The following is a 21,322-nucleotide window of genomic DNA, read 5'->3' as shown; positions in this document are numbered from 1 at the left end:
GCACGCGATGCGCGCGACAGACGCGCATGATTTCTAAGGCACTGAAACAAGCACTATCCGGGCGGATCAGCCGTGCGGAACAAGGGGCAATGGCATGAGCGGCGTACAGGTGATCACCGTAGCAGAGGGGGATGGCGACCAGCGGCTGGATCGTTGGCTGCGCCGCCTGTTTCCTCATGTCAGCCAGGGCCGGATCGAGAAGATGTGCCGCAAGGGTGAACTGCGCGTAGATGGCAGTCGGGTCAAAGCTTCGACGCGGCTAGAGGCCGGGCAGTCTGTGCGCGTGCCGCCGCTGCCAGACGCCGACCATAAGCCCGCTGTCGTAAAGCATCGTGTTTCGGACGCTGACGCAAAGATGATCCAGTCTTGCGTGATTTATAAAGACGATCACGTGCTGGCGCTGAACAAGCCGCATGGCTTGCCAGTTCAGGGTGGCAGCGGTCAAACCCGCCATGTGGATAGCCTGTCTGAGGCATTGCGTTTTGGGTATGACGAGAACCCGCGCCTTGTGCATCGTTTGGATAAGGACACCTCGGGCGTACTGCTGTTGGCCCGCACGCGCGAGGCTGCCAAGGGGCTGACCGCTGCGTTCCGGCATCGCAGCACCCAGAAAATCTATTGGGCGCTGGTAGCTGGTGTTCCAACTCCGTACCTGGGCGAAATCAAGACCGGGCTGGTCAAGGCACCGGGGCATGGTAAGCATGGCGAAGGCGAGAAGATGATCGCTGTTCATCCGAGCGAAGTGAACGATACGCCCGGCGCAAAACGCGCGCATACGCTCTATGCAACGCTGTATCGCGTTGCAGGGCGGGCAGCCTGGGTCGCGATGGAGCCGGTGACGGGGCGGACCCATCAGCTGCGCGCACATATGGCGGCGATCGGCCACCCGATCATTGGCGATGGGAAATATGGCGGCTCGGGGCAGGAAAACCTCGGCGATGGCTGGGGCGCGCAGTTGGGAGGTATCATCAGCAAAAAGCTGCACCTCCACGCCCGCAGCCTGTCCTTTGAACACCCGATGACCCGCAAACCTATCTCGCTTACGGCGCCTTTACCGGATCATATGAAACACAGCTGGGATACGCTGGGCTGGGCCGAAGACCTCGCTGCAGATGATCCGTTTGAGGAGTTGCGATGAACGCTCCATTGCGGCTGGTCCTGTTTGATGTGGATGGCACTCTGGTCGATAGTCAGGGTGCCATTGTTTCGGCAATGACCGCCTGTTTTCAGGCGCAGTCACTGCCGGTCCCGGATCGTGACGCCATCCTGTCCATCGTCGGTTTATCTCTGCCCCATGCAATGGCGCGTCTGGCAGCAGATCAGTCCGAACGGATACAAAGCGCATTGGTTGACGGATATAAGCAGGCCTATCACGCGCAAAGGTTGGAGCAGGGCGCCGCAAGTTCGCCGCTTTATCCCGGTGCGCGCCAAGTGATTGAGGCTCTTCACGCTCAGCCCGAGGTTCTTTTGGGAGTGGCCACAGGCAAATCTCAGCGCGGGCTTGATGCGCTGCTTGAAGGGCATGGGTTGCAGCAGCATTTTATTACTCGTCAGGTTGCAGATCACCACCCGTCCAAGCCGCACCCGTCGATGATAGAAACAGCTTTGGCTGAAACGGGCGTGCCGGCTGCGCAAGCCGTCATGGTGGGCGACACCAGCTTTGACATGGATATGGCCGCAGCCGCGCAAGTTGCCGGGATCGGTGTTAGCTGGGGTTATCACGATCGTCGGGCACTGACGACCGCAACACATGTGATCGAAACATTCGAAGAATTGCCAGGCGCACTGGCCAAGATCTGGGGCTAAAGAGATGAGCGACTGGAAACCCAAACGCTTCTGGACGACAAGCACGGTCGTTGAGACCGACGGGGGCTATACGGTTGAACTGGATGGTCGGCGGGTCAAAACGCCCGCCAAGGCTGCGCTGGACCTGCCCACGCGTGCCATGGCCGAGGCCGTTGCACGGGAATGGGATGCGCAGGAAAAGAAAATCGATCCGACCACGATGCCATTCACCCGTTCGGCCAATGCGGCGATCGACAAGGTGCGGCACCAGCATGGTGAGGTTGCCGATATGCTGGCCGATTACGGCGACTCGGATCTGCTGTGTTATCGGGCGACCCATCCCGAAACGTTGCAGCAGCGCCAATCCGAGGCCTGGGATCCTGCATTGGATTGGGCTGCGGACGCGCTGGGCGCACGGTTGATCCCGCGTGCAGGGGTGGTGCATCAACCGCAAGCTGCCGAGGTGCTGCAAGGCCTGCGTGACCGGGTGCATGGACTGAATGCGTTCCAACTGGCAGCGTTTCATGACCTCGTCAGCCTGTCGGGATCATTGATTCTTGGTTTCGCGGCAGCCCAGAATTGGCGCAAACCGGACGAGATATGGCGCATTTCTCGGCTGGACGAGCTTTGGCAGATCGAACAATGGGGCCACGACGATGAGGCACATGCTGCCGCCGAAGTGAAACGGGCCGCCTTTCTGCACGCAAAGCAGTTCTTTGACCTCTCGTTCTGAGACGGATTCTCGTCAAATCGTGAATTTGTGTCCGATTCTGCCCGAAAAGACCTATCGTTTTCCCTGATCCAGCCCTTGACGTTTGTTGATGAATACGCCCAAACTCGGGCCACTAAAGGGGAGACACCTTTTGGGTAACCTTTCTGGCGCCTATGCGCCGGATCGAACCGTTCCATTCAGGGATGGAAAATCAGGAAGAGGTAAAAATGAAAAAATCCGTAATTTTGGGCGTGGCAACCATTGCCGGCCTGGCTGCTGGCGCAGCTGCAGCGGGTACCGTTGACGACGTGAAAGCCCGCGGCAAGCTGAACTGCGGCGTTGCAACCGGCGTACCCGGCTTTGCCAGCCCCGATGCCAATGGTGAGTGGCAGGGTTTTGACGTGGCCGTATGCCGCGCGGTAGCCGCTGCCGTTCTGGACGACCCAAGCGCCGTTGAGTTCATCCCGACCACCGGTAAAACACGTTTCACCGCGCTGGCTTCGGGCGAGATTGACATGCTGGCCCGTAACACCACGTGGACCTTCAGCCGCGACGTCGACCTGAAGTTCGAATTCGTCGGCATCAACTACTACGATGGTCAGGGTTTCATGGTTCCCAAGGCACTGGGCGTCAGCTCGGCCAAGGAACTGGACGGTGCAACAGTTTGTATCCAGACCGGCACCACCACCGAGCTTAACCTGGCGGATTTCTTCCGCATCAACAACATGAGCTACGAGCCGGTTCCGATCGAAACCAACGCCGAAGCGCAGCAGCAGTATCTGGCTGGTGCCTGTGACGTTTACACCACCGACGCATCGGGTCTGGCTGCTACGCGCGCCACCTTTGAAAACGCAGGCGACCACGTGATCCTGCCCGAAATCATCTCGAAAGAGCCGCTGGGCCCGCTGGTCCGTCACGGCGATCACGAGTGGGGCGATGTGGTCCGCTGGACCCTGAACGCACTGATCGCAGCGGAAGAGCTGGGTGTAACCTCGGCGAACATCGACGAGATGTCCAGCGGTGCCACCGACAACCCAGAGGTAAACCGCCTGTTGGGTACCGAAGGTACGCTGGGTGAGATGCTGGGTCTGGACGCGAACTGGGCACAGCGTGCGATCAAAGTCGGCGGTAACTACGGCGAAGTGTTTGCCAAGAACATCGGTGAGGAAACCCCGATCGGTCTGGCACGCGGCCTGAACGCACAGTGGACCGATGGTGGCCTGCTGTACGCACCGCCTTTCCGCTAAGATCCACGGAAAAGGGCGCGGGGGAACCCGCGCCCTTTTTCCTTCCATAAGAAACACGCCCGGAACGATCTGAGCAGAGGCAAACTCTGCCAACATCCGGGATGCACGGGGATATACATAGGTCATGACGACACTCACTGACCCGCCGAAGGAGCACTTCCGGCTGTCCATGCTCCTTTATGATACGCGGTACCGATCTGCGACCATTCAGGTCATAGCGATGATCGGTTTCATGCTTCTGGCAGCCTGGATTATCAACAACACCATTCAGAACCTTGAAACGCTGGGCAGAACAGTCGGGTTCGACTTTTTTGCCGAACCGGCCAGCTATGACATCAACCAACGCCTGCTGGAATACGACTCGCGCGATACCCATCTGCGCGCAGCGTTTATAGGCCTGCTAAACACTCTGGTTGTTGCAGTTCTGGGCTGTATCACAGCAACGATCATCGGTGTCATGGTCGGTGTTTTGCGCCTGTCGAATAACTGGCTGATCGCGCGGATCATGACAGTCTATGTCGAGATGTTCCGTAACGTTCCAGTGCTGCTTTGGATCGTGTTCGCCATGGCGATCCTGATTGAAAGCCTGCCAGCACCGCGCGCCTTCCGAGGTGAAAACCCAGAAGCCACGATGGATCTTTTTGGCACGGTCGCGGTCACAAATCGCGGGGTCTATATCCCCGAGTTTCTGTTCTCGCGCGGATTGGGCGATATCCACCTTTTCGGTACCTCAAGCCTGCGCTTTGATGTTTCGCTTGACCTGATCGCCTTCCTGATCGTGTTTGGCGGCAGCATCTTTGCGATGCGCAAGGTTTCGGCCTGGGCCAATTCAACGCAAGAAAAGACCGGCGATCGCCCGACCATCTGGCACATCCAACTGGGCCTTTTGTTCGTGCCGTCAGCTATCCTGCTGGGCGTTCTGGGTTTTCACCTGGGCTACCCTGAGCTGAAAGGCTTCAACTTCAGCGGCGGTACCCACCTTCGTAACTCGCTGATTGCCTTGTGGCTGGCCCTGTCGCTGTACACTGCGGCATTCATCGCCGAGATCGTGCGCGCTGGTATTCTGGCTATTTCCAAGGGTCAGACCGAGGCTGCATCCGCACTGGGCCTGCGCCCGGGCCGGACCATGCGTCTGGTGATCTTGCCGCAGGCGTTGCGGGTGATCATCCCGCCAATGATCTCGAACTATCTGAACCTGACCAAGAACTCGTCGCTGGCGATCGCGGTCGGATATATGGACATCACGGGTACGCTGGGTGGCATCACAATGAACCAGACCGGTCGCGAGCTGGAATGCGTTCTGCTGCTGATGCTGGTCTACCTGTCCATCTCGCTGAGCATTTCGGCGGTGATGAACTGGTACAACAACCGTGTCAAACTGGTGGAGCGGTAATATGAGTGATGTTTCATTTGTCCGCACGGAAATGTTGCCGGAACAGGCACCACCCGCCTCCGAGGTCGGTGTACTGGGCTGGATCAAGCATAACCTGTTTTCAAGCTGGCTGAACGCGATCCTGACGATCGTCTCGTTGGTCTTCATCTACTATGTGCTCTCCAACATCCTGTCATGGACGTTCGAATCCGTTTGGAACGCCAATTCCCTGTCGGAATGTCGTGAGATCATGATGGCTACGTGGGGCGATACGCATGGTCATGCCTGCTGGGGTGTGATCAAGGATCGTTGGCTACAGCTGCTATATGGGTTCTATCCGCCGTATCCGGCGCATCCGGATGCCACATGGTCGAACCCGCCTGAAACAGGGGCATGGCCGGCCTATTTCCGTCCGAACCTGACCTTCATCCTGTTGTTGGTTGCTATTGCGCCAGTGTTGTTCACTAAGGTGCCGCGTAAGCTGTTGATTGTAACGGCGGCTTATCCGTTCCTGCTGCCTTGGCTGATGTGGGGTGGGTCGATCTGGGGGCCGCTCATGGTCGCCGCCGGATTTGCCATCGGGTATTTCGCGTACAAGTTTGCGCTTCCGGTTGCTGGGTCTCTTGCCGCGATTATCCTTGCGATTGCGCTGCCCATACTATGGTGGCTGTTTGCTGCCGGTTCCGTGGCTGACGCAATCAATGCAATCATTCCGATCGGTATCGCGCCGGTGGAAAGCCGCGACTTTGGTGGCTTTATGCTAGCGATCCTGTTGGGTGTCGTGGCCATTGGTGTTTCGCTGCCTATCGGTATCGTGCTGGCGCTGGGTCGTCAGTCCGATCTGATGATCGTCAAATACCTGTGCGTGGGCTTTATCGAGTTCATTCGGGGCGTGCCGCTGATTACCCTGCTGTTTGTGGCATCGCTGTTGCTGAACCTGTTCCTGCCGCCGGGCACTAATTTTGACATCATCCTGCGGGTGATGATCATGATGACTCTGTTCTCGGCCGCCTATATGGCCGAGGTGATCCGGGGTGGTCTGGCTGCCCTGCCGCGTGGTCAGTACGAAGGCGCAGACAGTCTGGGCCTGAACTACTGGCAGGCGCAGCGGCTGATCATCATGCCACAGGCGCTGAAAATCTCGATCCCGGGCATCGTGAGCACGTTCATCGGTATTTTCAAGGATACGACTTTGGTTTCGATCATCGGTCTGTTCGACGTGATCGGCCTGACCAACGGCATCCGCGCCGATACCGCCTGGAACGGCGTCTACTGGGAACTGTTTGCCTTTATCGGCGTTCTGTTCTTCGTGGTTTGCTTCTCCATGTCCCGTTATTCCATGTACCTGGAGCGCAAGCTTCAGACTGGCCACCGTTAAGGAGTTCAACACATGTCTGAACTTGCAATTGAACGCGAAATCGACCGCTCCAAAATGCAGGTGAGCGACGAAATCGCCATCGAAATCACCAATATGAACAAGTGGTACGGTGCCTTCCACGTGCTGCGCGATATCAATCTGACCGTCAATCAGGGCGAGCGGATTGTGATCGCGGGGCCGTCGGGGTCGGGCAAGTCTACCCTGATCCGCTGCCTGAACGCGCTGGAGGAACACCAGCAGGGCACGATCATTGTGGATGGGACCGAGCTGTCGAATGACCTGAAAAACATCGACAAAATCCGGTCCGAGGTTGGCATGGTGTTCCAGCACTTCAACCTGTTCCCGCACCTGACCATTCTGGAAAACTGCACGCTGGCCCCGATCTGGGTGCGCAAGACGCCCAAGAAAGAGGCCGAAGAGCGCGCGATGCATTTCCTGGAAAAGGTGAAGATCCCTGAGCAGGCCGACAAGTATCCCGGTCAGCTATCGGGTGGTCAGCAGCAGCGTGTGGCGATTGCCCGCTCGCTGTGCATGATGCCGCGGATCATGTTGTTCGATGAACCTACATCGGCGCTGGACCCTGAGATGATCAAAGAGGTGCTCGACACCATGATCGAGCTGGCCGAGGAAGGCATGACCATGCTGTGTGTGACCCACGAGATGGGCTTTGCCCGCCAGGTCGCCAACCGCGTGATCTTTATGGATGCCGGTCAGATTGTGGAGCAGAACGAACCGGAAGAGTTCTTCAACAACCCGCAGAGCGAACGGACCAAGTTGTTCCTCAGCCAGATTCTGGGACACTAAATTCGGATCAGAAAACCAAGAAGGCGGGGTGTCGACCTCGCCTTTTTCTATTCCAGCAGCTCGCGTGGGATCGTGAAGCCCAGAACCTCACCCTGATGCCATTCGAGTGTATTCCAGTCGGGGATATCGAACCGGATTACAGTCGTTGCACAAGTCGGATAGTCGTAGAATCTCGAATGATCGGGCTGGTTGCGTACCAGCCGATTTGCAAATGCAGCGATGCCGGGATTATGCCCCAGCATTAGTACGGTATTGCCGGTGGCTGTGGCCAATTCGGCGAACATCTCATCGGGGCCTGTCAGATACAAGGCGGGGGTAAAGCGGATTTCCGGGGTGCTCAGCCCCAGCCTGTCCCACGTTTCCCGGGTGCGTTTGGCGCTTGAGCAGATAACGTCATCCGGCAGCCAGCCATTGCTTTGCAGCCACGCCCCAATCGCGGGGGCCGATTTGCGTCCTCGATTGTTCAACGGGCGGTCGTGATCTTCGGCAAAGGGATCGCCCCAACTGGACTTGGCATGGCGCATTAGGATCAGTGTGCGGGTCATGATCGGTGAAATGCTTTCATGTGATGCGCAGATTGCTCTGGCTGGCGCTCTGCGCCGGCGCTGAGAGGGCAGGCGAGCCGGGCGAGGCAGCCTTTGTTCATGCAGCTGTGTCCCGCCTTGGTATCGAGATGATCATGACAGGCTGCCACGTCATAGAAGCTGTGGGTGTTCAATGCCCCAACCGGACAGGTTGTTGCACAAGGCGCGGGGCATTCTATGCAAGGTGACGATTGAGACACGGATGGAATTGAAAACTCATCCGCAAAATGCAACGCACCACGGAATGATATCATCATCCCTACCGTATCGTGCACCAGGGCCCCGACCGGACTGCTGAAGGTGCGACCGGACTTAAGTGCCCAGTCAATGAAGGGTGCGTATGGTGGGCCGCCGAACGGATAGTAGGCGGTGCCCCTCAAGTCCCGCGCAAGCTGGCCGATCACCCGTCTGGACCAGCGATCAACCGGGTCGGGTTGGCCATCCTGCCACTCAGCCGAGGCCTTCAGAGCAGGCCAGAATGCCCCCGCGGCCCCCAGAAGGATTAGGGTTCCGTCATCAAGTTGCTTTGCTTCACTGGGCCTTGGATGAAGTGCACCCATAACTATCAGCCCAACCTGAGTGGCTGCTCGTTCGACATTGGCGTAGGTCATCAACGGCGGAAGGGCAGAGCCAGGCTCCAGCCCAGTTTTGTTGGTCGATCGTCCTGCCATTCCAATCCCACGCTCATTTGTTCGTGCCCGTCCCGAGGTTGTGCGATGTAAGTCCCCAGCATTCGGTCCCAGATAGACAGTGCAAAGCCATAATTGCTGTCATGCTCTGTTCGGAATACCGAATGATGTACGCGATGCATATCGGGTGTCACAAGAATCCTACGTACCACAGCGTCAACGGCAAGGGGGAGCTTCAAGTTTGAATGATTGAACAACGCTGTGCCATTAAGAAGGATCTCGAACAGGAACACAGCCAGGGCGCTGGCGCCGAGCAGATAGATTAGCCCGATTTTCAGGATCATGGACAACGCGATTTCAACAGGGTGAAAGCGGACTGCAGTAGTGACGTCCATGTCTCGGTCGGCGTGATGCACACGATGTAGCCGCCAAAGGATTGGCACCTTGTGGGTAATCAGATGCTGTAGCCAGATTGCAAAGTCCAGAATCAGCACACACAGAATAAGCTCAACCCACCCTGGCCAGGCGAGCCAATTAAAAACGCCCAATCCATTTTTCCCGGCATCAATGGCAGCGCCAACTGCCAATAAGGGCAACCCAATCGCCATAGTCCTGAGCATCAGTGTGTTCAAAACAGTGATTGATAGATTGGTTAGCCACCGATTTTTTCGCGGACAGGTTCGTAAGCGTTTTGGCGCAATTGTCTCTGCCGCCGCAAACAAAACAAACAGGATCAAAAACACGCTTAGGCGAAATAGGGGCTCGTTCTCCATACATTCACAATCGGGCATGTTAATGCCCGGTGCAAGATGTTGAAGATCACTATGGCGTTAATCAGGACGGATCAAGGATCCAGCACCGTGTTCCGTAAACAGTTCGAGCAACACCGCATTTGGCGCGCGCCCGTCCAGAATAACGACCGCCCGAACGCCATTATGCAGCGCGTCCAGCGCAGTTTCGGTTTTTGGAATCATCCCACCCGCAATAGTGCCTTCACGCGTCATCTCACGAATTTGGCCAGCCTTGAGCTCGGTCACGACATCGCCCGCTGCGTTCTTGACGCCCGCTACATCGGTCAGCAGCAGCAGGCGGTCTGCCTTAAGAGCTGAGGCGATCGCCCCGGCTGCAGTGTCGCCATTCACATTGAAGGTTTCGCCATTCCGACCTGCGCCCAGCGGCGCGATCACAGGGATAACATCATGCGCAAACAGGTCATGCAGGACTTTGGGGTTCATCTCGGACGGAGTGCCGACAAACCCGAGCGAGGCGTCAGTCTGTTCGCACATCATCAAATGGGCATCCTTGCCCGACAGACCCACAGCCATGCCACCCTGCGCATTGATCGCCTGCACGATCCGCTTGTTCACAAGGCCCGACAGGACCATTTCGACCACTTCGACTGTGGCTTTGTCCGTCACGCGTTTACCGCCCACAAACTCGGACTGGATATCCAGTTTGTCGAGCATCGCATTGATCATTGGGCCACCGCCGTGCACGACGACCGGGTTTACGCCAACCTGACGCATAAGCACCACATCGCGCGCAAAGCTTTCCATGGCTTCGTCGCTGCCCATGGCGTGGCCACCTAGCTTGATGACGACAATCGCACCGTCGTATCGCTGTAGATAGGGCAGGGCGCTGTTCAATGTGGCGGCGGTGGCGATCCAATCCCGGTTCATATCTCGTGTCTTCATGGCTGATTGTCCCTCTGGGACCCTGTGTTAGGGTGTTTGGAGGATGGTGCCAATACCGGATCGCGGAAACAGCCAATCTGAACGGGCCGTACCCGATGGGCGCAGCCCGGCTTCCTTAGCTCATGACTTGTATATTGCTGAACAGCGTCACTCCAGATGCGCAATGATCGAACGCAGGGTCGGAATGCCGTCGCCCTTCTCGGATGAGGTCAACACGATCTCCGGGAATGCCGCAGGATGTTTTGAAAGCGCGGCGCGTACCTGGTCCAGCACCTTTTCCCGGTCTTTTGCTTTGACCTTGTCGGCCTTTGTCAGAACGCATTGAAAGGTCACTGCGCTGGTATCCAGCAGCTTCATGATCTCGGCGTCCACAGGTTTCACCCCGTGGCGCGAGTCGATCAGGACGAAGGCACGGCGCAGGGTCTGACGTCCACTCAGATACTGTTTCAGCAGACGTTGCCATTTTTCCACGACCTTCACCGGCGCGTTCGCATAGCCGTACCCTGGCAGGTCGACCAAATAGAGTTCAGGCCCTTGCGTGAAAAAGTTGATCTCTTGTGTACGCCCCGGCGTGTTCGAGGCACGTGCTAACCCCTTGGTGCCCGTTAGCGCGTTGATCAAGCTGGATTTACCGACATTCGAACGCCCGGCGAAACATACCTCCAGCCGATCGGGGGCAGGCAGGCCATCCATGGCAACGACGCCTTTGACGAATTCGGATGGCCCGGCAAACAGCTTTCGACCGGTTTCCGTTGCGAATTCATCTGGAGTTTCAGCTAGTGGAAAGGGAAGTGTGGTCATAGAACCTGAACCTCGTCACCGGTGTGAATGGTGGCGCCTTCCAGAACTTCGGCATAAACGCCAAAATCCTGATGATCCCAGCTGCTCAGCGCACCCAGTGTGTCGGCATCCCGCTCACCCGTTTCAGGGTTGGCGGTTGTCGCCAAACACCGCGTGATGCGTTCGCGCACATGAAAAACGGCCTCGCCGATCCGGATGTCGCGGCCAATCCAGTCGAACTCATTCCACAGCGGCAGGCCATCGAACCAGATATTTCCGCGCCAGCGAGCGATAGAAAGATCCCTGCCTAGCTTCTGTTCGACCGCCCGATGCGATGACATGTTGCACAAACTGATCGAAGGAAAATCGCTGTCCGTCATGCCGCGATTAGCGGCGCGGATAATGCGGGCAGACGCAGCGCGATCTGCAGGCATCAGCGGTTTGACCCAGTCCAGAAAGGTATCCTGATGCGTGTCGGGCTCAAAGCTTAGATCGGGGCGATTGGGATGTCTCAGCGTGACCGAGTCGCCTTGCAGCTGCGCCGAGATTGCCATCAACTGAGGGGCCTTCGCGCCTCGGCTGAAATTGGCGCAGGGTGCCCATTCCGATCCATCCGCTTTCGACGCCTCATGTGCAACCGCCCAAACACGATCCCCGGGCATGGTATGCCCGGGGATCATGGTAATGCGATCAAGGCGTTCACGCCCGTGACTTTTGATCGGGTGCCGCCAAATGCTGGTGACCGAACCGCTCATTTGTCGTCCGTCTTTGGCGTGCGTTTGAAGCCTGATTTGATGTTGCCGAATACATCGGGCGTATAGCCCTGGCTCCGCATGATCAGGTATTGCTGGGTAAATGTGATCGTGTTGTTCGCGATCCAGTAGACCACCAAACCGCTGGCAAATCCGCCCAGCATGAACATGAACACCCATGGCATCCAGGCAAAGATCATCGCCTGTGTTGCATCGGTCGGTGCCGGGTTCAGTTTCTGCTGCAGCCACATCGAGATACCCAGCAGCAGTGGCAGGATACCGATAAAGATCAGCGCCATGAAGCTTTCAGGCTGCGGTGCCGCCCAAGGCAGCCAGCCAAAGAAGTTGAAGATTGAGGTCGGATCCGGAGCGCTGAGGTCCTGGAACGGGCCAAACCATGGGGCTTGACGCAGTTCGATGGTGACAAAAATCACCTTGTACAGCGAGAAGAAGATGGGGATCTGCATCAGGATCGGCAAACAGCCTGCGGCCGGGTTAACCTTTTCCTTCTTGTACAGCTCCATCATGCCTTGCTGCATCTTCTGGCGGTCATCCCCTGCGGCCTCTTTCAAGGCTTCCATCTGGGGCTGCAGTTCCTTCATCTTGGCCATCGAGACGTAGGATTTGAAAGCCAGCGGGAACAGAATCGCCTTGATGATCAGGGTCAGGCCGATGATCGACCAGCCCATATTGCCGATCAGCAGATTGATGTTGTGCAGCAGCCAGAAGATCGGCTTGGTCAGGAAGAAGAACCAGCCCCAGTCGATGCTGTCGATGAATTTCTGTACGCCTTCCGCCTGGTATTCCCGAATGGCTTCCCATTCCTTGGCACCAGCGAACAGGCGTGTGGTCACTTCGGCAGTCTCACCCGGCGCTACAGTCAGCGTCGGCAGCACCGTTTCGGTTTGATAGATTTTGCGGCGCGAGTCATATTTTGCGGCTGCTTTGAAGGTCGAGCCCGGCTCTGGGATCAGCGTGGTCATCCAGTAGTGATCCGTGAAGCCGATCCAGCCATCTTCCTTGACCTGATAGACCTCGGCCTGCGCCCGTTCGTTCGGGTCGATGTCAAAATCGCGGACATCACCATAGTCAACTTCTGACAGCGTGCCGTCCGCCATGCCGATCACACCCTCATGCAGGATGAAGAAGTTTTTCAGGCCCGGAAGGTCGCCATCTTCACCAATACCGTGGCGTGCAAGAATGCCATAGGGGGCCATGCCCACCTCGGATTGGGTCGCGTTTTCAACCGATTGGGTAACTGTGAACATGTAGTCCTGGTCGACCGCGATGGTGCGGCGGAAAGTCAGGCCATTGCCATTGTCCCAGGCCAGCGTGATGGGGTTGTCTACGCCAAGCGTCTCACCCTCTTCCAATGTCCAGAGCGTGTTGGGGCCCGGGACATCCGCACCTGCAACTCCTGTACCCGGTGCCCAGCCGTAAAGGGCATAATAAGCCGATTCCGAACCAACCGGAGACAGCAGCTCAACAATAGGCGCGCCTTCTTCGATCGAGACTTTGTAATCTTTCAGAAACAGCTCATCGATCCGCCCGCCGGACAGGGACAGGCTGCCTTTCAGACGGGGGGTGTCAATGTTGACGCGAGGGGCTTGTTCCTCTGGCAGTGTTTCCTCGGCGGTCGCTGTGGCTTCACCCACGGTGCTGGTCGCGCTGGGTGTTTGCACCTCGTCGCCTTCCAGAGCTGCAATTTCTGCAGCGTCCTGCGTCGTGGTTGATTCCGGCGGTGGGAACAGCACGAACCAGACAAGGATCACCAGAAAGCTGAGCGCGGTTGCAAGGATGAGATTTTTGTTCTGATCGTCCATCGGGGACAGCCACCTTGAGCAGTGAAACACACCCGGTGGGTTCAACAGAGTGCAGCCCCAAAGGTCAAGCGGAATCGCCCGTTGAATCGCCCAGACGCTGGATTTGGCGCACCGTAATTGCAGATTTCATCCCATTTTGCGACCGATCTTGGATGCCCCCCTGATCTTGGCACGATGCGCCGCGATCCAATCCAGGGTCTGCTCAAATGGCATTGGCTTTGCAATTCCGAACCCCTGAACGTGGTTACTGCCCAATTGCGCCATCAACGCGTGCTCGCCGGGCGTTTCCACGCCTTCGGCGAGCGTCTCGAGGTTCAGGCGTTCAGCCATGGTCAGAATGGCGCTGACCAGTTGCTGCTGGCTGGGATCCTGATCCGATTTGGTGACAAACGTCCGATCAATTTTAATCCGCGAGACGTCAAACCGCTTGATAGAGGCGATTGAAGCATGTCCGGTGCCAAAGTCATCCAGGTCGATACAACATCCAAGCGCAGCCATGCCGGTTACATTCCGGGTGATCACGTCATCCGGCCTGCGAGAGAACACGGTTTCCAGAATCTCAACCGCCAGCCGATCCGGTGTCAAATCAAACTGATCCAACTCCCATTTCAGGCGGTCGATCAAGCCGGGATTGCGCAACTCATCGGATGAGAAATTGATACCGATCCGGGGCACAACGCATGCTGCACGATCCCAAGCTTGCATCGCTTCAAAAGCATGGTGACGCATGATTTGGCCTAGCCGCTCCATCAGTTCGGCTTGCTCGGCGAAGGGCAGGAATACCTGCGGGCTGAGAACACCTTTTATTGGATGCTCCCACCTTGCCAAAGCCTCGAACCCTGTGATGTTCCCATTATCCGTTGAAACCTGAGGCTGAAACCAGGGCCGAATCTCTCCATTGTCCAATGCCGCCTCGAACTCTTTTCTCAAATTGGCTCGGACCAGGGATCGCCGACGGGTCGCGGTTGAATAGGCGCGTATGGTCGAGGGACCGCTTCTTTGCGCCTCGGACAGTGCAGCGGTGGCGGCGCCAATCCACTCATCAGCCTCGGCCTGTCGCAGGTCTGAATGCAGGCAAAACCCGATCGAGCAGGATTGGTAAACTCCTGTGCCATTCAACAAAAGCGGCTCTTCGACTGCGCTTTGGATGCGGCCGGACATTTGAATGCAAGCTTCCAGATCAAGATGTGGGGAGGGATGCAGGCCAATGAGAAACCGGTTCTGATCGATCTGCGAAAAGATGTCCTGATTTCGGATGATCGACAGGATGCGATCACTGAATTGCTGCTTTACATGAGTGGCGGCAGCCTGACCGTGCAGATCCTGAAGCTCGGCATAGCCGTCCAAAGCAATTGCGATACAGGCGGCATTCTCACCTGATTTGCTGACCGATTCACTCAACGCCTCCAACTCTGATTGGAATACGTCATATGGAACCAGGCCGCTGGGGCGCATACCTGAACTGCGGGCTGTATAAGAACGGCTTCCCCAATTTCCGATGACGGCAAAAGCAAGGGGCAAACCCAAAGCCGTGGTAACAAGTGCACGTTCACCGCCCAACCAGAAGGCGGCTAAACACGCCGCGGGAATAAATGCCAGAACCTGCGGTCCGGTGAGAAATATCCGCAGCGTTTCGGAACAACGGTCGACAAAGAGGAATTTCCGCATAGGTTTTACGGCCTTCAGCTTGGGCTAGGATCGCGCAAGCCAACCGTAGGAAATCAATCTGAGTCAGGCGTTAACGTAACTGGGGAATATCGTCTGAATTTTCGTCTTTTTGAATCGGATCGATCGAAAGATTTGCGAAATCAAACAGTTTTGGGTCCAGAAGATGCGAAGGCCGCGCATTGGTCAATGCCCGAAACATCACTTGCCGCCGGCCGGGGCTGTTCTTTTCCCACTGATCGAGGATCTGCTTGACCTGCTGGCGCTGCAGCCCGTCCTGACTGCCGCACAGATCGCAGGGTATGATGGGATAGTTCATCGCCTTGGCGAATTTCTCGCAATCCGCCTCGGCCACATGGGCCAGTGGGCGATAGACGAACAGATCACCTTCTTCATTCACCAGTTTTGGTGGCATGGTTGCAAGACGACCGCCATGGAACAGGTTCATGAAAAAGGTTTCAAGGATGTCATCGCGGTGATGGCCAAGCACAACTGCGGAACAACCTTCCTCGCGCGCGATACGATAGAGGTTGCCCCGACGCAGGCGTGAACACAGCGCACAATAGGTGCGGCCCTGCGGAACTTTGTCCATCACAACGGAATAGGTGTCCTGATACTCAATCCGATGTGGCACCCCCATACGGTCTAGGAACTCTGGCAGGACTGTTGCCGGGAACCCCGGTTGCCCCTGATCCAGATTGCAGGCCAGAAGATCCACGGGCAGCAGACCGCGCCATTTCAGTTCGTAGAGCACCGCCAGAAGGGTATAGCTGTCCTTGCCGCCCGACAGGCAGACCAACCAGCGGGGTGTTTTACCTTCGGCGGTGCGGTCCACCATGCCGTACTGCTCAATGGCCTCGCGCGTCTGGCGCACGATGCGCTTGCGCAGCTTCTTGAACTCGGTGGTTGAAGGCGCACCGGCAAAAAGCGGATGGATATCGTCGGCTTCATCAAACATGGGCGGGGCCTATCGCAGTTGGGTGAACCGGGCAAGGGTCAGGGTCGTTCGTCGTCGGGCACAGGGTCATAGCCATCGCCACCCCACGGATGGCAGCGCCCGATCCGGCGCGCCGCCAGCCATGCGCCCTTGATGGCGCCGTGTTTTTCAAGCGCTTCCAGTGCATAGGCGGAACAAGTCGGCTGATAGCGGCAGTTAAATCCAACCCAGGGGCTGAAGATCAACCGGTAGGCCCGGACGGGCAGGGCGAGGAGATGGGCAAAGAGGCTCATTTGCCACCCCCGTGTATTTTGCGCAGCGCATAGCGCAAATCGTCTTTCAGCGCATCAAAGGGCCGGGTGGCGGTAACCTCGGCGCGGCCGATCAACACGTAGTCCCAGCCCGCATGCCCATGAATAGGTAATACGGCTCGCGCGGCTTCACGCAGGCGGCGTTTGGCGCGGTTGCGGGCGACGGCATTGCCGACCTTCTTTGAGCAGGTGAACCCGATGCGAATGCCCGCAGCCTCATCAGCGCCACGTTTACGCGCCTGCACCATCATCGATGCAGTGCCTTGCCGTTTGGCCCGCGCGGCTTTCAGAAAGTCCGAGCGATTCTGCAGTACGGTCAATGATTCAGATGCGCAAACGGACGCCGCCGGGGGCATCACCCTCGGCTGGTTGTTACCATCCTCAGGGGCCTCCGGCGGCGTCATGTTCATAACCTGAAAGGTCGAGCGATTTATGCGCTCAGCGACTTGCGGCCGCGTGCGCGACGTGCGTTCAGGATTTTGCGGCCGGCTTTGGTGGCCATGCGCGCGCGGAAACCGTGGCGGCGTTTGCGAACCAGGTTCGAAGGCTGATAGGTGCGTTTCATCGCTCCGTCTCCAATCTATAGCGGTGGGTGCGGCGCGGATTCGCCTAGCCCTAGTGTTCGAAGCCCGTCCTCTACTGGGTAGCGGGGGGTAAGTCAAACCCCTAGGTGGGGGTTTTGGTGCGTTTTGCAACAAATCTGTAATCTGCCCGGGCAAAAGATTTCAAAAACCGGGTTCAGAGCGCGTATCCCTCACATTAAGTGCCATAAACATCAAGGCCCCGTGAGGCCTCTGTTGCAGCGCGCGCGGGCGGCGCATGTTGTGGGCAAGATGAATGAACAAGAACCTGCTACCCAGATGAACGAAACCACCAAGATCCCGCGCAACGGGCTGGCGCGTCATATCCCATTGGCGGTGATTCTTGCCGTTGCCGCCGTGGGGTTCTTTGCGCTGGGCGACTATCTGACCTTTGAAACCCTGCGTGACAATCGCGAGGCTCTGCTGGCCTGGCGCGATTCAAACTACTGGGCGATGGCGGCAGCTTTCGTAGGGATTTACATCATTATTGTTGCCTTCTCGTTACCCGGTGCTGCGGTCGCTTCGATGACCGGCGGGTTCCTGTTCGGGTTGCTTGCAGGAACGGCTTTTAATGTTTTTGCCGCAACCATAGGCGCTTCGACGATCTTTCTGGCCGCACGCTGGGGTTTGGGTGAATCTCTGACCGCCAAGCTTGAAGCCTCGGAAGGGACGGTCAAGAAACTGAAGGACGGGCTGCGTGAGAATGAAATCTCGGTTTTGTTCCTGCTGCGTCTTGTACCTGTGGTGCCCTTCTTCGTTGCCAATCTGGTGCCCGCATTGGTTGGGGTAAAGTTCCGAAACTTCCTGATTACGACGGCGCTGGGCATCATCCCTGGTGGGATTGTCTATACCTGGATCGGTGTTGGGCTGGGTGGTGTCTTTGATCGCGGCGAAACCCCGGATGTCTCGCTGTTATGGGAACCCTTCGTGATCGGGCCAATTATTGGCTTGTGCGCGCTGGCAGCGCTGCCGATTGTCATCAAATCCCTCCGTGGTCGAAAGGGCTCCTGATCCATGCAAGAGTTGAAAACCGATATCCTGGTGATCGGGGCCGGGTCAGGCGGGTTGTCTGTAGCCGCCGGGGCCAGCCAGATGGGTGCGGATGTCATCCTGCTGGAAGGCCACAAGATGGGTGGGGATTGCCTGAACTTCGGCTGTGTCCCATCCAAAGCTCTGATCGCCAGCGGCAAGGCTGCATATGCTCAGGCCCACGCGTCGGCTTTTGGCGTCGCGGATGCGATGCCACAAGTGGATTACGCAGCTGCCAAGGATCATGTGCAGAGTGTTATCGCCCAGATCGAACCCATGGACAGTCAGGAGCGTTTTGAAGGCTTTGGCGTCAAGGTAATCCGGGAGTACGGCCGATTCATCTCACCCACGCAGGTACAGGCCGGAGATCACCTGATCACCGCCCGTCGCGTCGTGGTGGCCACAGGTTCATCGCCCTTGGTGCCGCCGCTGCGCGGGCTGGATCAAGTGCCGTATTACACCAACGAGACCATATTCGACCTGCGCGATAAGCCCGAGCACCTGCTGATCATCGGCGGAGGTCCCATCGGCATGGAAATGGCGCAGGCGCATATCCGGCTGGGCTGCAAAGTGACCGTGATCGAGGGCCTTAGTGCGCTGGGCAAAGACGACCCTGAAGCTGCAGCCGTCGTGCTGGACAGCCTTCGGACTGAAGGTGTCGAAATCCATGAAAACGCCATGGTGTCCCAGATCCGAGAAAATGCAGACACCATTGAGGTGGTCACTGAGAATGATGAGGTCTACGCGGGCTCTCATCTGTTGCTGGCCGTCGGACGCAAGGCCAATATCGACCGTCTGAACCTCGACGCTGCCGGGATCGACAGCACGCGGGCAGGCATCAAGGTGGACGACTCTTTACGCACGAGCAATCGCAAGGTCTATGCCATTGGTGATGTTGCAGGTGGGCTGCAATTTACCCATGTCGCCGGATATCATGCGGGGATCATCATCCGCTCTGCCTTATTTGGGCTTCCGTCGAAAGCGAAGACCGCTCATATCCCATGGGCCACCTATACAGATCCCGAACTGGCACAGGTCGGCCTGACCGAGGCACAAGCCCGTGAACAGCATGGCGACGCGGTGGAGGTTGCCCGGTTCGACTATCACCACAATGACCGTGCAGTTTCCGAGCGCAAGACCAAGGGGTTCATCAAGGTGATGGTCGTAAAGGGCCGACCTGTGGGCGCGACAATCGTCGGGTATCAGGCCGGAGAATTGATCAACTTGTGGTCGCTGGCGCTGGCCAATAATCTCAAGATGGGTCAGATCGCAGCGATGGTTTCGCCTTACCCAACGGTCGGAGAGCTTAACAAACGTGTGGCAGGGGCCTATTTCTCTCCAAGGCTGTTTGAGAATCAAATGGTTAAAAGAGTGGTCAGGTTCGTCCAGCGCTGGATTCCCTGACCCAAGGAGGTGCGCAAAGTGAACTCGCTGTCGGGCCGATTTCTGATCCTGACGACGGTCTTCGTCATGTTGGCCGAAGTACTGATCTTTGTGCCCTCGATCGCGCGCTTCCGTGAAGATTTTCTGCTGAACCGGCTGGAACGCGCCCAGATCGCCTCGCTTGCTTTGTTGGCCGACGATATGCTGGCTGATGAGCTTGAAGCGGAATTGCTGTCAAATGCGGGGGTCTATAACGTCGTATTGCGCCGCGACGAGGTGCGTCAGCTCATGCTGTCTTCACCGATCCCGACCCAGATCACCAAGACCTTTGATTTGCGTAATGCCAGCGCTTGGGTGCTGATCCGTGATGCGGTCTCGAGGCTGTTTACCCCCGAAAACGAGGTCATTCGTGTGATCGGCGCGCCGGTCAAAGACGCAGGACTGTTGATCGAGGTGACAATGGACAGTGAGCCCTTGCGCATGGCCATGACGGATTATGGGCTCCGCATCCTTGGGCTGTCCTTGGTGATCTCAATCATAACGGCCTCGTTCCTGTTTATGGCTGTGCGCGTGGTACTGGTGCGTCCGATCAAAAGCGTTGTTGGCTACATGCAGCGCTATGCCAGCGCACCTGAGGATGCGCGCGGCATCATCTCCCCCAATTCAAAGGTGACCGAACTGCGCGAGGCCGAAGAGGCCCTGCAGATGCTTCAAACCGATCTGACCCAGGCCCTGAAACAACGTGAACGTCTGGCCCAGTTGGGCGGGGCGGTGGCCAAGGTCAGCCACGATCTGCGCAACATTCTGACGTCTGCTCAGCTGTTTACCGATCGAATTGAGGCAAGCAATGACCCCCTAGTGGCGCGAATGGCACCCAAACTTGTCAATTCGATCACGCGGGCGGTTTCCTTGTGCGAAAGCACCTTGGCGTTCGGACGCGCCGAAGAACCAGCCCCAACCCTGACCATGGTGCGCTTGCGGGACGTTACCGCAGATGTTGTCGCCAGCGAGCAACTCGCCATTGCCGATGCCTGCGTTGAGATTGTGAACGACGTACCCGAAGATCTTGTTATCCGTGCCGACCCGGAACAGATTTTCAGGGTTGTCATGAATCTTGTGCGTAATGCCCGTCAGGCACTTCTGGTCTCGGGTAAGGCGGGGCGCGTAACGGTGTCTGCATCTGAACTTGAAGCCGACTGGTGCATCGAAATCAGCGATACGGGTCCAGGCCTGCCCCGTAAGGCCCGAGAGAATCTGTTTACACCATTTCAGGGTGGTGTTCGCAAAGGCGGCTCGGGACTTGGGCTTGCGATTTCGCAAGAATTGGTGCGGGGTCACGGCGGAGACCTGTTTCTGAAAGACACAGGGCCTGATGGAACCACCTTTGAAATAAGGCTTCCACGCGGCGATATGACTTTTTGAAGTTTTTTTTGAAGAATCGACTTGCGCGCCCTCGGCCTCAGGTCTAAACACCGCCTCACCAACGCGGACCGATAGCTCAGCTGGATAGAGTACTTGACTACGAATCAAGGGGTCGGGGGTTCGAATCCTCCTCGGTCCGCCACTGGTTTCCTTGTAAGGCGACACATAGTTCTGCCACCAGCGACAGAACCTTTCCATTTTCGCCTCACTTCCTTCGTCCAGCACCCAGACCGATTTCAATGATCCTGACTTCCCTTTTTGGAAAATCAGGGCTGATTTGCAGATCAGACGCCGAAGGCGCCTGTTCCTGCTGATCTGCCGTGTGGCGAACGCGGATGGGGGCGAGGCAATGCTATTCGACAATAGTGGTGCGGCCCGCAGGCGCAGCCGAGGACACGGTTTTGTCTAATAGGGTTGCCCGAGGGGGAAGGCAG

Annotated in this window: 22 protein-coding genes and 1 tRNA gene; 11 read left to right on the top strand and 12 right to left on the bottom strand. The window is 57.3% G+C overall.

Features of this window, described 5'->3' with window-relative positions; genetic code table 11:
* Positions 1 to 94: 94 nt before the first annotated feature.
* From ACR0JG_RS04420 to ACR0JG_RS04390, 7 genes are all read left to right on the top strand, one after another.
* The gene (locus ACR0JG_RS04420) at positions 95 to 1,138 is read left to right on the top strand and encodes an RluA family pseudouridine synthase (protein ID WP_170663161.1); all 1,044 of its coding nucleotides are present in this window, start codon (positions 95 to 97) and stop codon (positions 1,136 to 1,138) included.
* The gene (locus ACR0JG_RS04415; protein WP_170465253.1) at positions 1,135 to 1,806 is read left to right on the top strand and encodes an HAD-IA family hydrolase; all 672 of its coding nucleotides are present in this window, start codon (positions 1,135 to 1,137) and stop codon (positions 1,804 to 1,806) included. The genes ACR0JG_RS04420 and ACR0JG_RS04415 overlap by 4 nt, the downstream gene beginning before the upstream one ends.
* 4 nt (positions 1,807 to 1,810) lie before the next feature.
* Positions 1,811 to 2,518 (top strand): ATP12 family chaperone protein, encoded by a 708-nt coding sequence (locus ACR0JG_RS04410; RefSeq protein ID WP_170515919.1) that lies wholly within the window; start codon positions 1,811 to 1,813, stop codon positions 2,516 to 2,518.
* 206 nt (positions 2,519 to 2,724) lie between these two features.
* Positions 2,725 to 3,744: an amino acid ABC transporter substrate-binding protein gene (locus ACR0JG_RS04405; RefSeq protein ID WP_170392882.1), complete on the top strand. Its 1,020-nt coding sequence runs from the start codon at positions 2,725 to 2,727 to the stop codon at positions 3,742 to 3,744.
* A gap of 124 nt (positions 3,745 to 3,868) precedes the next feature.
* Positions 3,869 to 5,137: an ABC transporter permease subunit gene (locus ACR0JG_RS04400; protein ID WP_170392881.1), complete on the top strand. Its 1,269-nt coding sequence runs from the start codon at positions 3,869 to 3,871 to the stop codon at positions 5,135 to 5,137.
* 1 nt (position 5,138) lies between these two features.
* Positions 5,139 to 6,494 carry an amino acid ABC transporter permease gene (locus ACR0JG_RS04395; RefSeq protein WP_170392880.1) on the top strand — a complete coding sequence of 452 codons (1,356 nt, stop codon included), beginning with the start codon at positions 5,139 to 5,141 and terminating at the stop codon, positions 6,492 to 6,494.
* Positions 6,495 to 6,506: 12 nt separating this feature from the next.
* Positions 6,507 to 7,298, top strand: coding sequence for an amino acid ABC transporter ATP-binding protein (locus ACR0JG_RS04390; RefSeq protein WP_304621965.1), 792 nt, complete (start codon positions 6,507 to 6,509; stop codon positions 7,296 to 7,298).
* 47 nt (positions 7,299 to 7,345) lie between these two features.
* On the opposite strand, the gene ACR0JG_RS04385 is transcribed toward ACR0JG_RS04390, so the two are convergent.
* From ACR0JG_RS04385 to rpmH, 12 genes are all read right to left on the bottom strand, one after another.
* Complete coding sequence (locus ACR0JG_RS04385; RefSeq protein ID WP_170636985.1) at positions 7,346 to 7,843, bottom strand: histidine phosphatase family protein; 498 nt, start codon at positions 7,841 to 7,843, stop codon at positions 7,346 to 7,348.
* Entirely contained in the window at positions 7,840 to 8,493 is a 654-nt protein-coding gene (locus tag ACR0JG_RS04380) for a ferredoxin (protein ID WP_170516038.1), read from the bottom strand. Before ACR0JG_RS04380 ends, ACR0JG_RS04385 begins: the two co-directional genes overlap by 4 nt.
* Positions 8,493 to 9,284: a sterol desaturase family protein gene (locus ACR0JG_RS04375; protein WP_480567786.1), complete on the bottom strand. Its 792-nt coding sequence runs from the start codon at positions 9,282 to 9,284 to the stop codon at positions 8,493 to 8,495. Before ACR0JG_RS04375 ends, ACR0JG_RS04380 begins: the two co-directional genes overlap by 1 nt.
* 57 nt (positions 9,285 to 9,341) lie before the next feature.
* Positions 9,342 to 10,205, bottom strand: coding sequence for an acetylglutamate kinase (gene argB / locus ACR0JG_RS04370; RefSeq protein WP_170508738.1), 864 nt, complete (start codon positions 10,203 to 10,205; stop codon positions 9,342 to 9,344).
* 147 nt (positions 10,206 to 10,352) lie between these two features.
* A complete protein-coding gene (gene yihA, locus ACR0JG_RS04365) occupies positions 10,353 to 11,006 on the bottom strand; it encodes a ribosome biogenesis GTP-binding protein YihA/YsxC (protein ID WP_170392875.1) in 654 nt (217 codons plus the stop codon).
* A complete protein-coding gene (locus tag ACR0JG_RS04360) occupies positions 11,003 to 11,740 on the bottom strand; it encodes an MOSC domain-containing protein (protein ID WP_480567783.1) in 738 nt (245 codons plus the stop codon). Before ACR0JG_RS04360 ends, yihA begins: the two co-directional genes overlap by 4 nt.
* Positions 11,737 to 13,560, bottom strand: coding sequence for a membrane protein insertase YidC (gene yidC, locus ACR0JG_RS04355; RefSeq protein ID WP_170737482.1), 1,824 nt, complete (start codon positions 13,558 to 13,560; stop codon positions 11,737 to 11,739). The genes ACR0JG_RS04360 and yidC overlap by 4 nt, the downstream gene beginning before the upstream one ends.
* 126 nt (positions 13,561 to 13,686) lie before the next feature.
* Positions 13,687 to 15,228 carry a putative bifunctional diguanylate cyclase/phosphodiesterase gene (locus tag ACR0JG_RS04350; protein WP_480567779.1) on the bottom strand — a complete coding sequence of 514 codons (1,542 nt, stop codon included), beginning with the start codon at positions 15,226 to 15,228 and terminating at the stop codon, positions 13,687 to 13,689.
* 70 nt (positions 15,229 to 15,298) lie between these two features.
* Entirely contained in the window at positions 15,299 to 16,183 is an 885-nt protein-coding gene (gene ttcA, locus ACR0JG_RS04345; RefSeq protein WP_170402750.1) for a tRNA 2-thiocytidine(32) synthetase TtcA, read from the bottom strand.
* A gap of 38 nt (positions 16,184 to 16,221) precedes the next feature.
* Positions 16,222 to 16,455 carry a membrane protein insertion efficiency factor YidD gene (gene yidD, locus ACR0JG_RS04340; RefSeq protein ID WP_480567775.1) on the bottom strand — a complete coding sequence of 78 codons (234 nt, stop codon included), beginning with the start codon at positions 16,453 to 16,455 and terminating at the stop codon, positions 16,222 to 16,224.
* Positions 16,452 to 16,877, bottom strand: coding sequence for a ribonuclease P protein component (gene rnpA, locus ACR0JG_RS04335; protein WP_480567772.1), 426 nt, complete (start codon positions 16,875 to 16,877; stop codon positions 16,452 to 16,454). Before rnpA ends, yidD begins: the two co-directional genes overlap by 4 nt.
* Before the next feature lie 26 nt (positions 16,878 to 16,903).
* Positions 16,904 to 17,038 carry a 50S ribosomal protein L34 gene (gene rpmH / locus ACR0JG_RS04330; RefSeq protein WP_005980833.1) on the bottom strand — a complete coding sequence of 45 codons (135 nt, stop codon included), beginning with the start codon at positions 17,036 to 17,038 and terminating at the stop codon, positions 16,904 to 16,906.
* 268 nt (positions 17,039 to 17,306) lie between these two features.
* On the opposite strand from rpmH, the gene ACR0JG_RS04325 reads away from it, so the two are divergent.
* The 4 genes from ACR0JG_RS04325 (at position 17,307) to ACR0JG_RS04310 (ending at position 21,030) form a co-directional block, all read left to right on the top strand.
* Positions 17,307 to 18,065 carry a TVP38/TMEM64 family protein gene (locus tag ACR0JG_RS04325; RefSeq protein WP_480503723.1) on the top strand — a complete coding sequence of 253 codons (759 nt, stop codon included), beginning with the start codon at positions 17,307 to 17,309 and terminating at the stop codon, positions 18,063 to 18,065.
* A gap of 3 nt (positions 18,066 to 18,068) precedes the next feature.
* Positions 18,069 to 19,487 carry a dihydrolipoyl dehydrogenase family protein gene (locus tag ACR0JG_RS04320; RefSeq protein WP_480567769.1) on the top strand — a complete coding sequence of 473 codons (1,419 nt, stop codon included), beginning with the start codon at positions 18,069 to 18,071 and terminating at the stop codon, positions 19,485 to 19,487.
* 18 nt (positions 19,488 to 19,505) lie between these two features.
* The gene (locus ACR0JG_RS04315) at positions 19,506 to 20,888 is read left to right on the top strand and encodes a sensor histidine kinase (protein ID WP_480567766.1); all 1,383 of its coding nucleotides are present in this window, start codon (positions 19,506 to 19,508) and stop codon (positions 20,886 to 20,888) included.
* 65 nt (positions 20,889 to 20,953) lie between these two features.
* Positions 20,954 to 21,030, top strand: a tRNA-Arg gene (locus tag ACR0JG_RS04310).
* The last annotated feature ends 292 nt before the right edge of the window (positions 21,031 to 21,322 follow it).

This window comes from Ruegeria sp. AD5, from assembly GCF_056542345.1.
The sequence above is the reverse complement of the archived record's forward strand: the minus strand, read 5'-3'. Positions and strand labels throughout refer to the sequence as shown.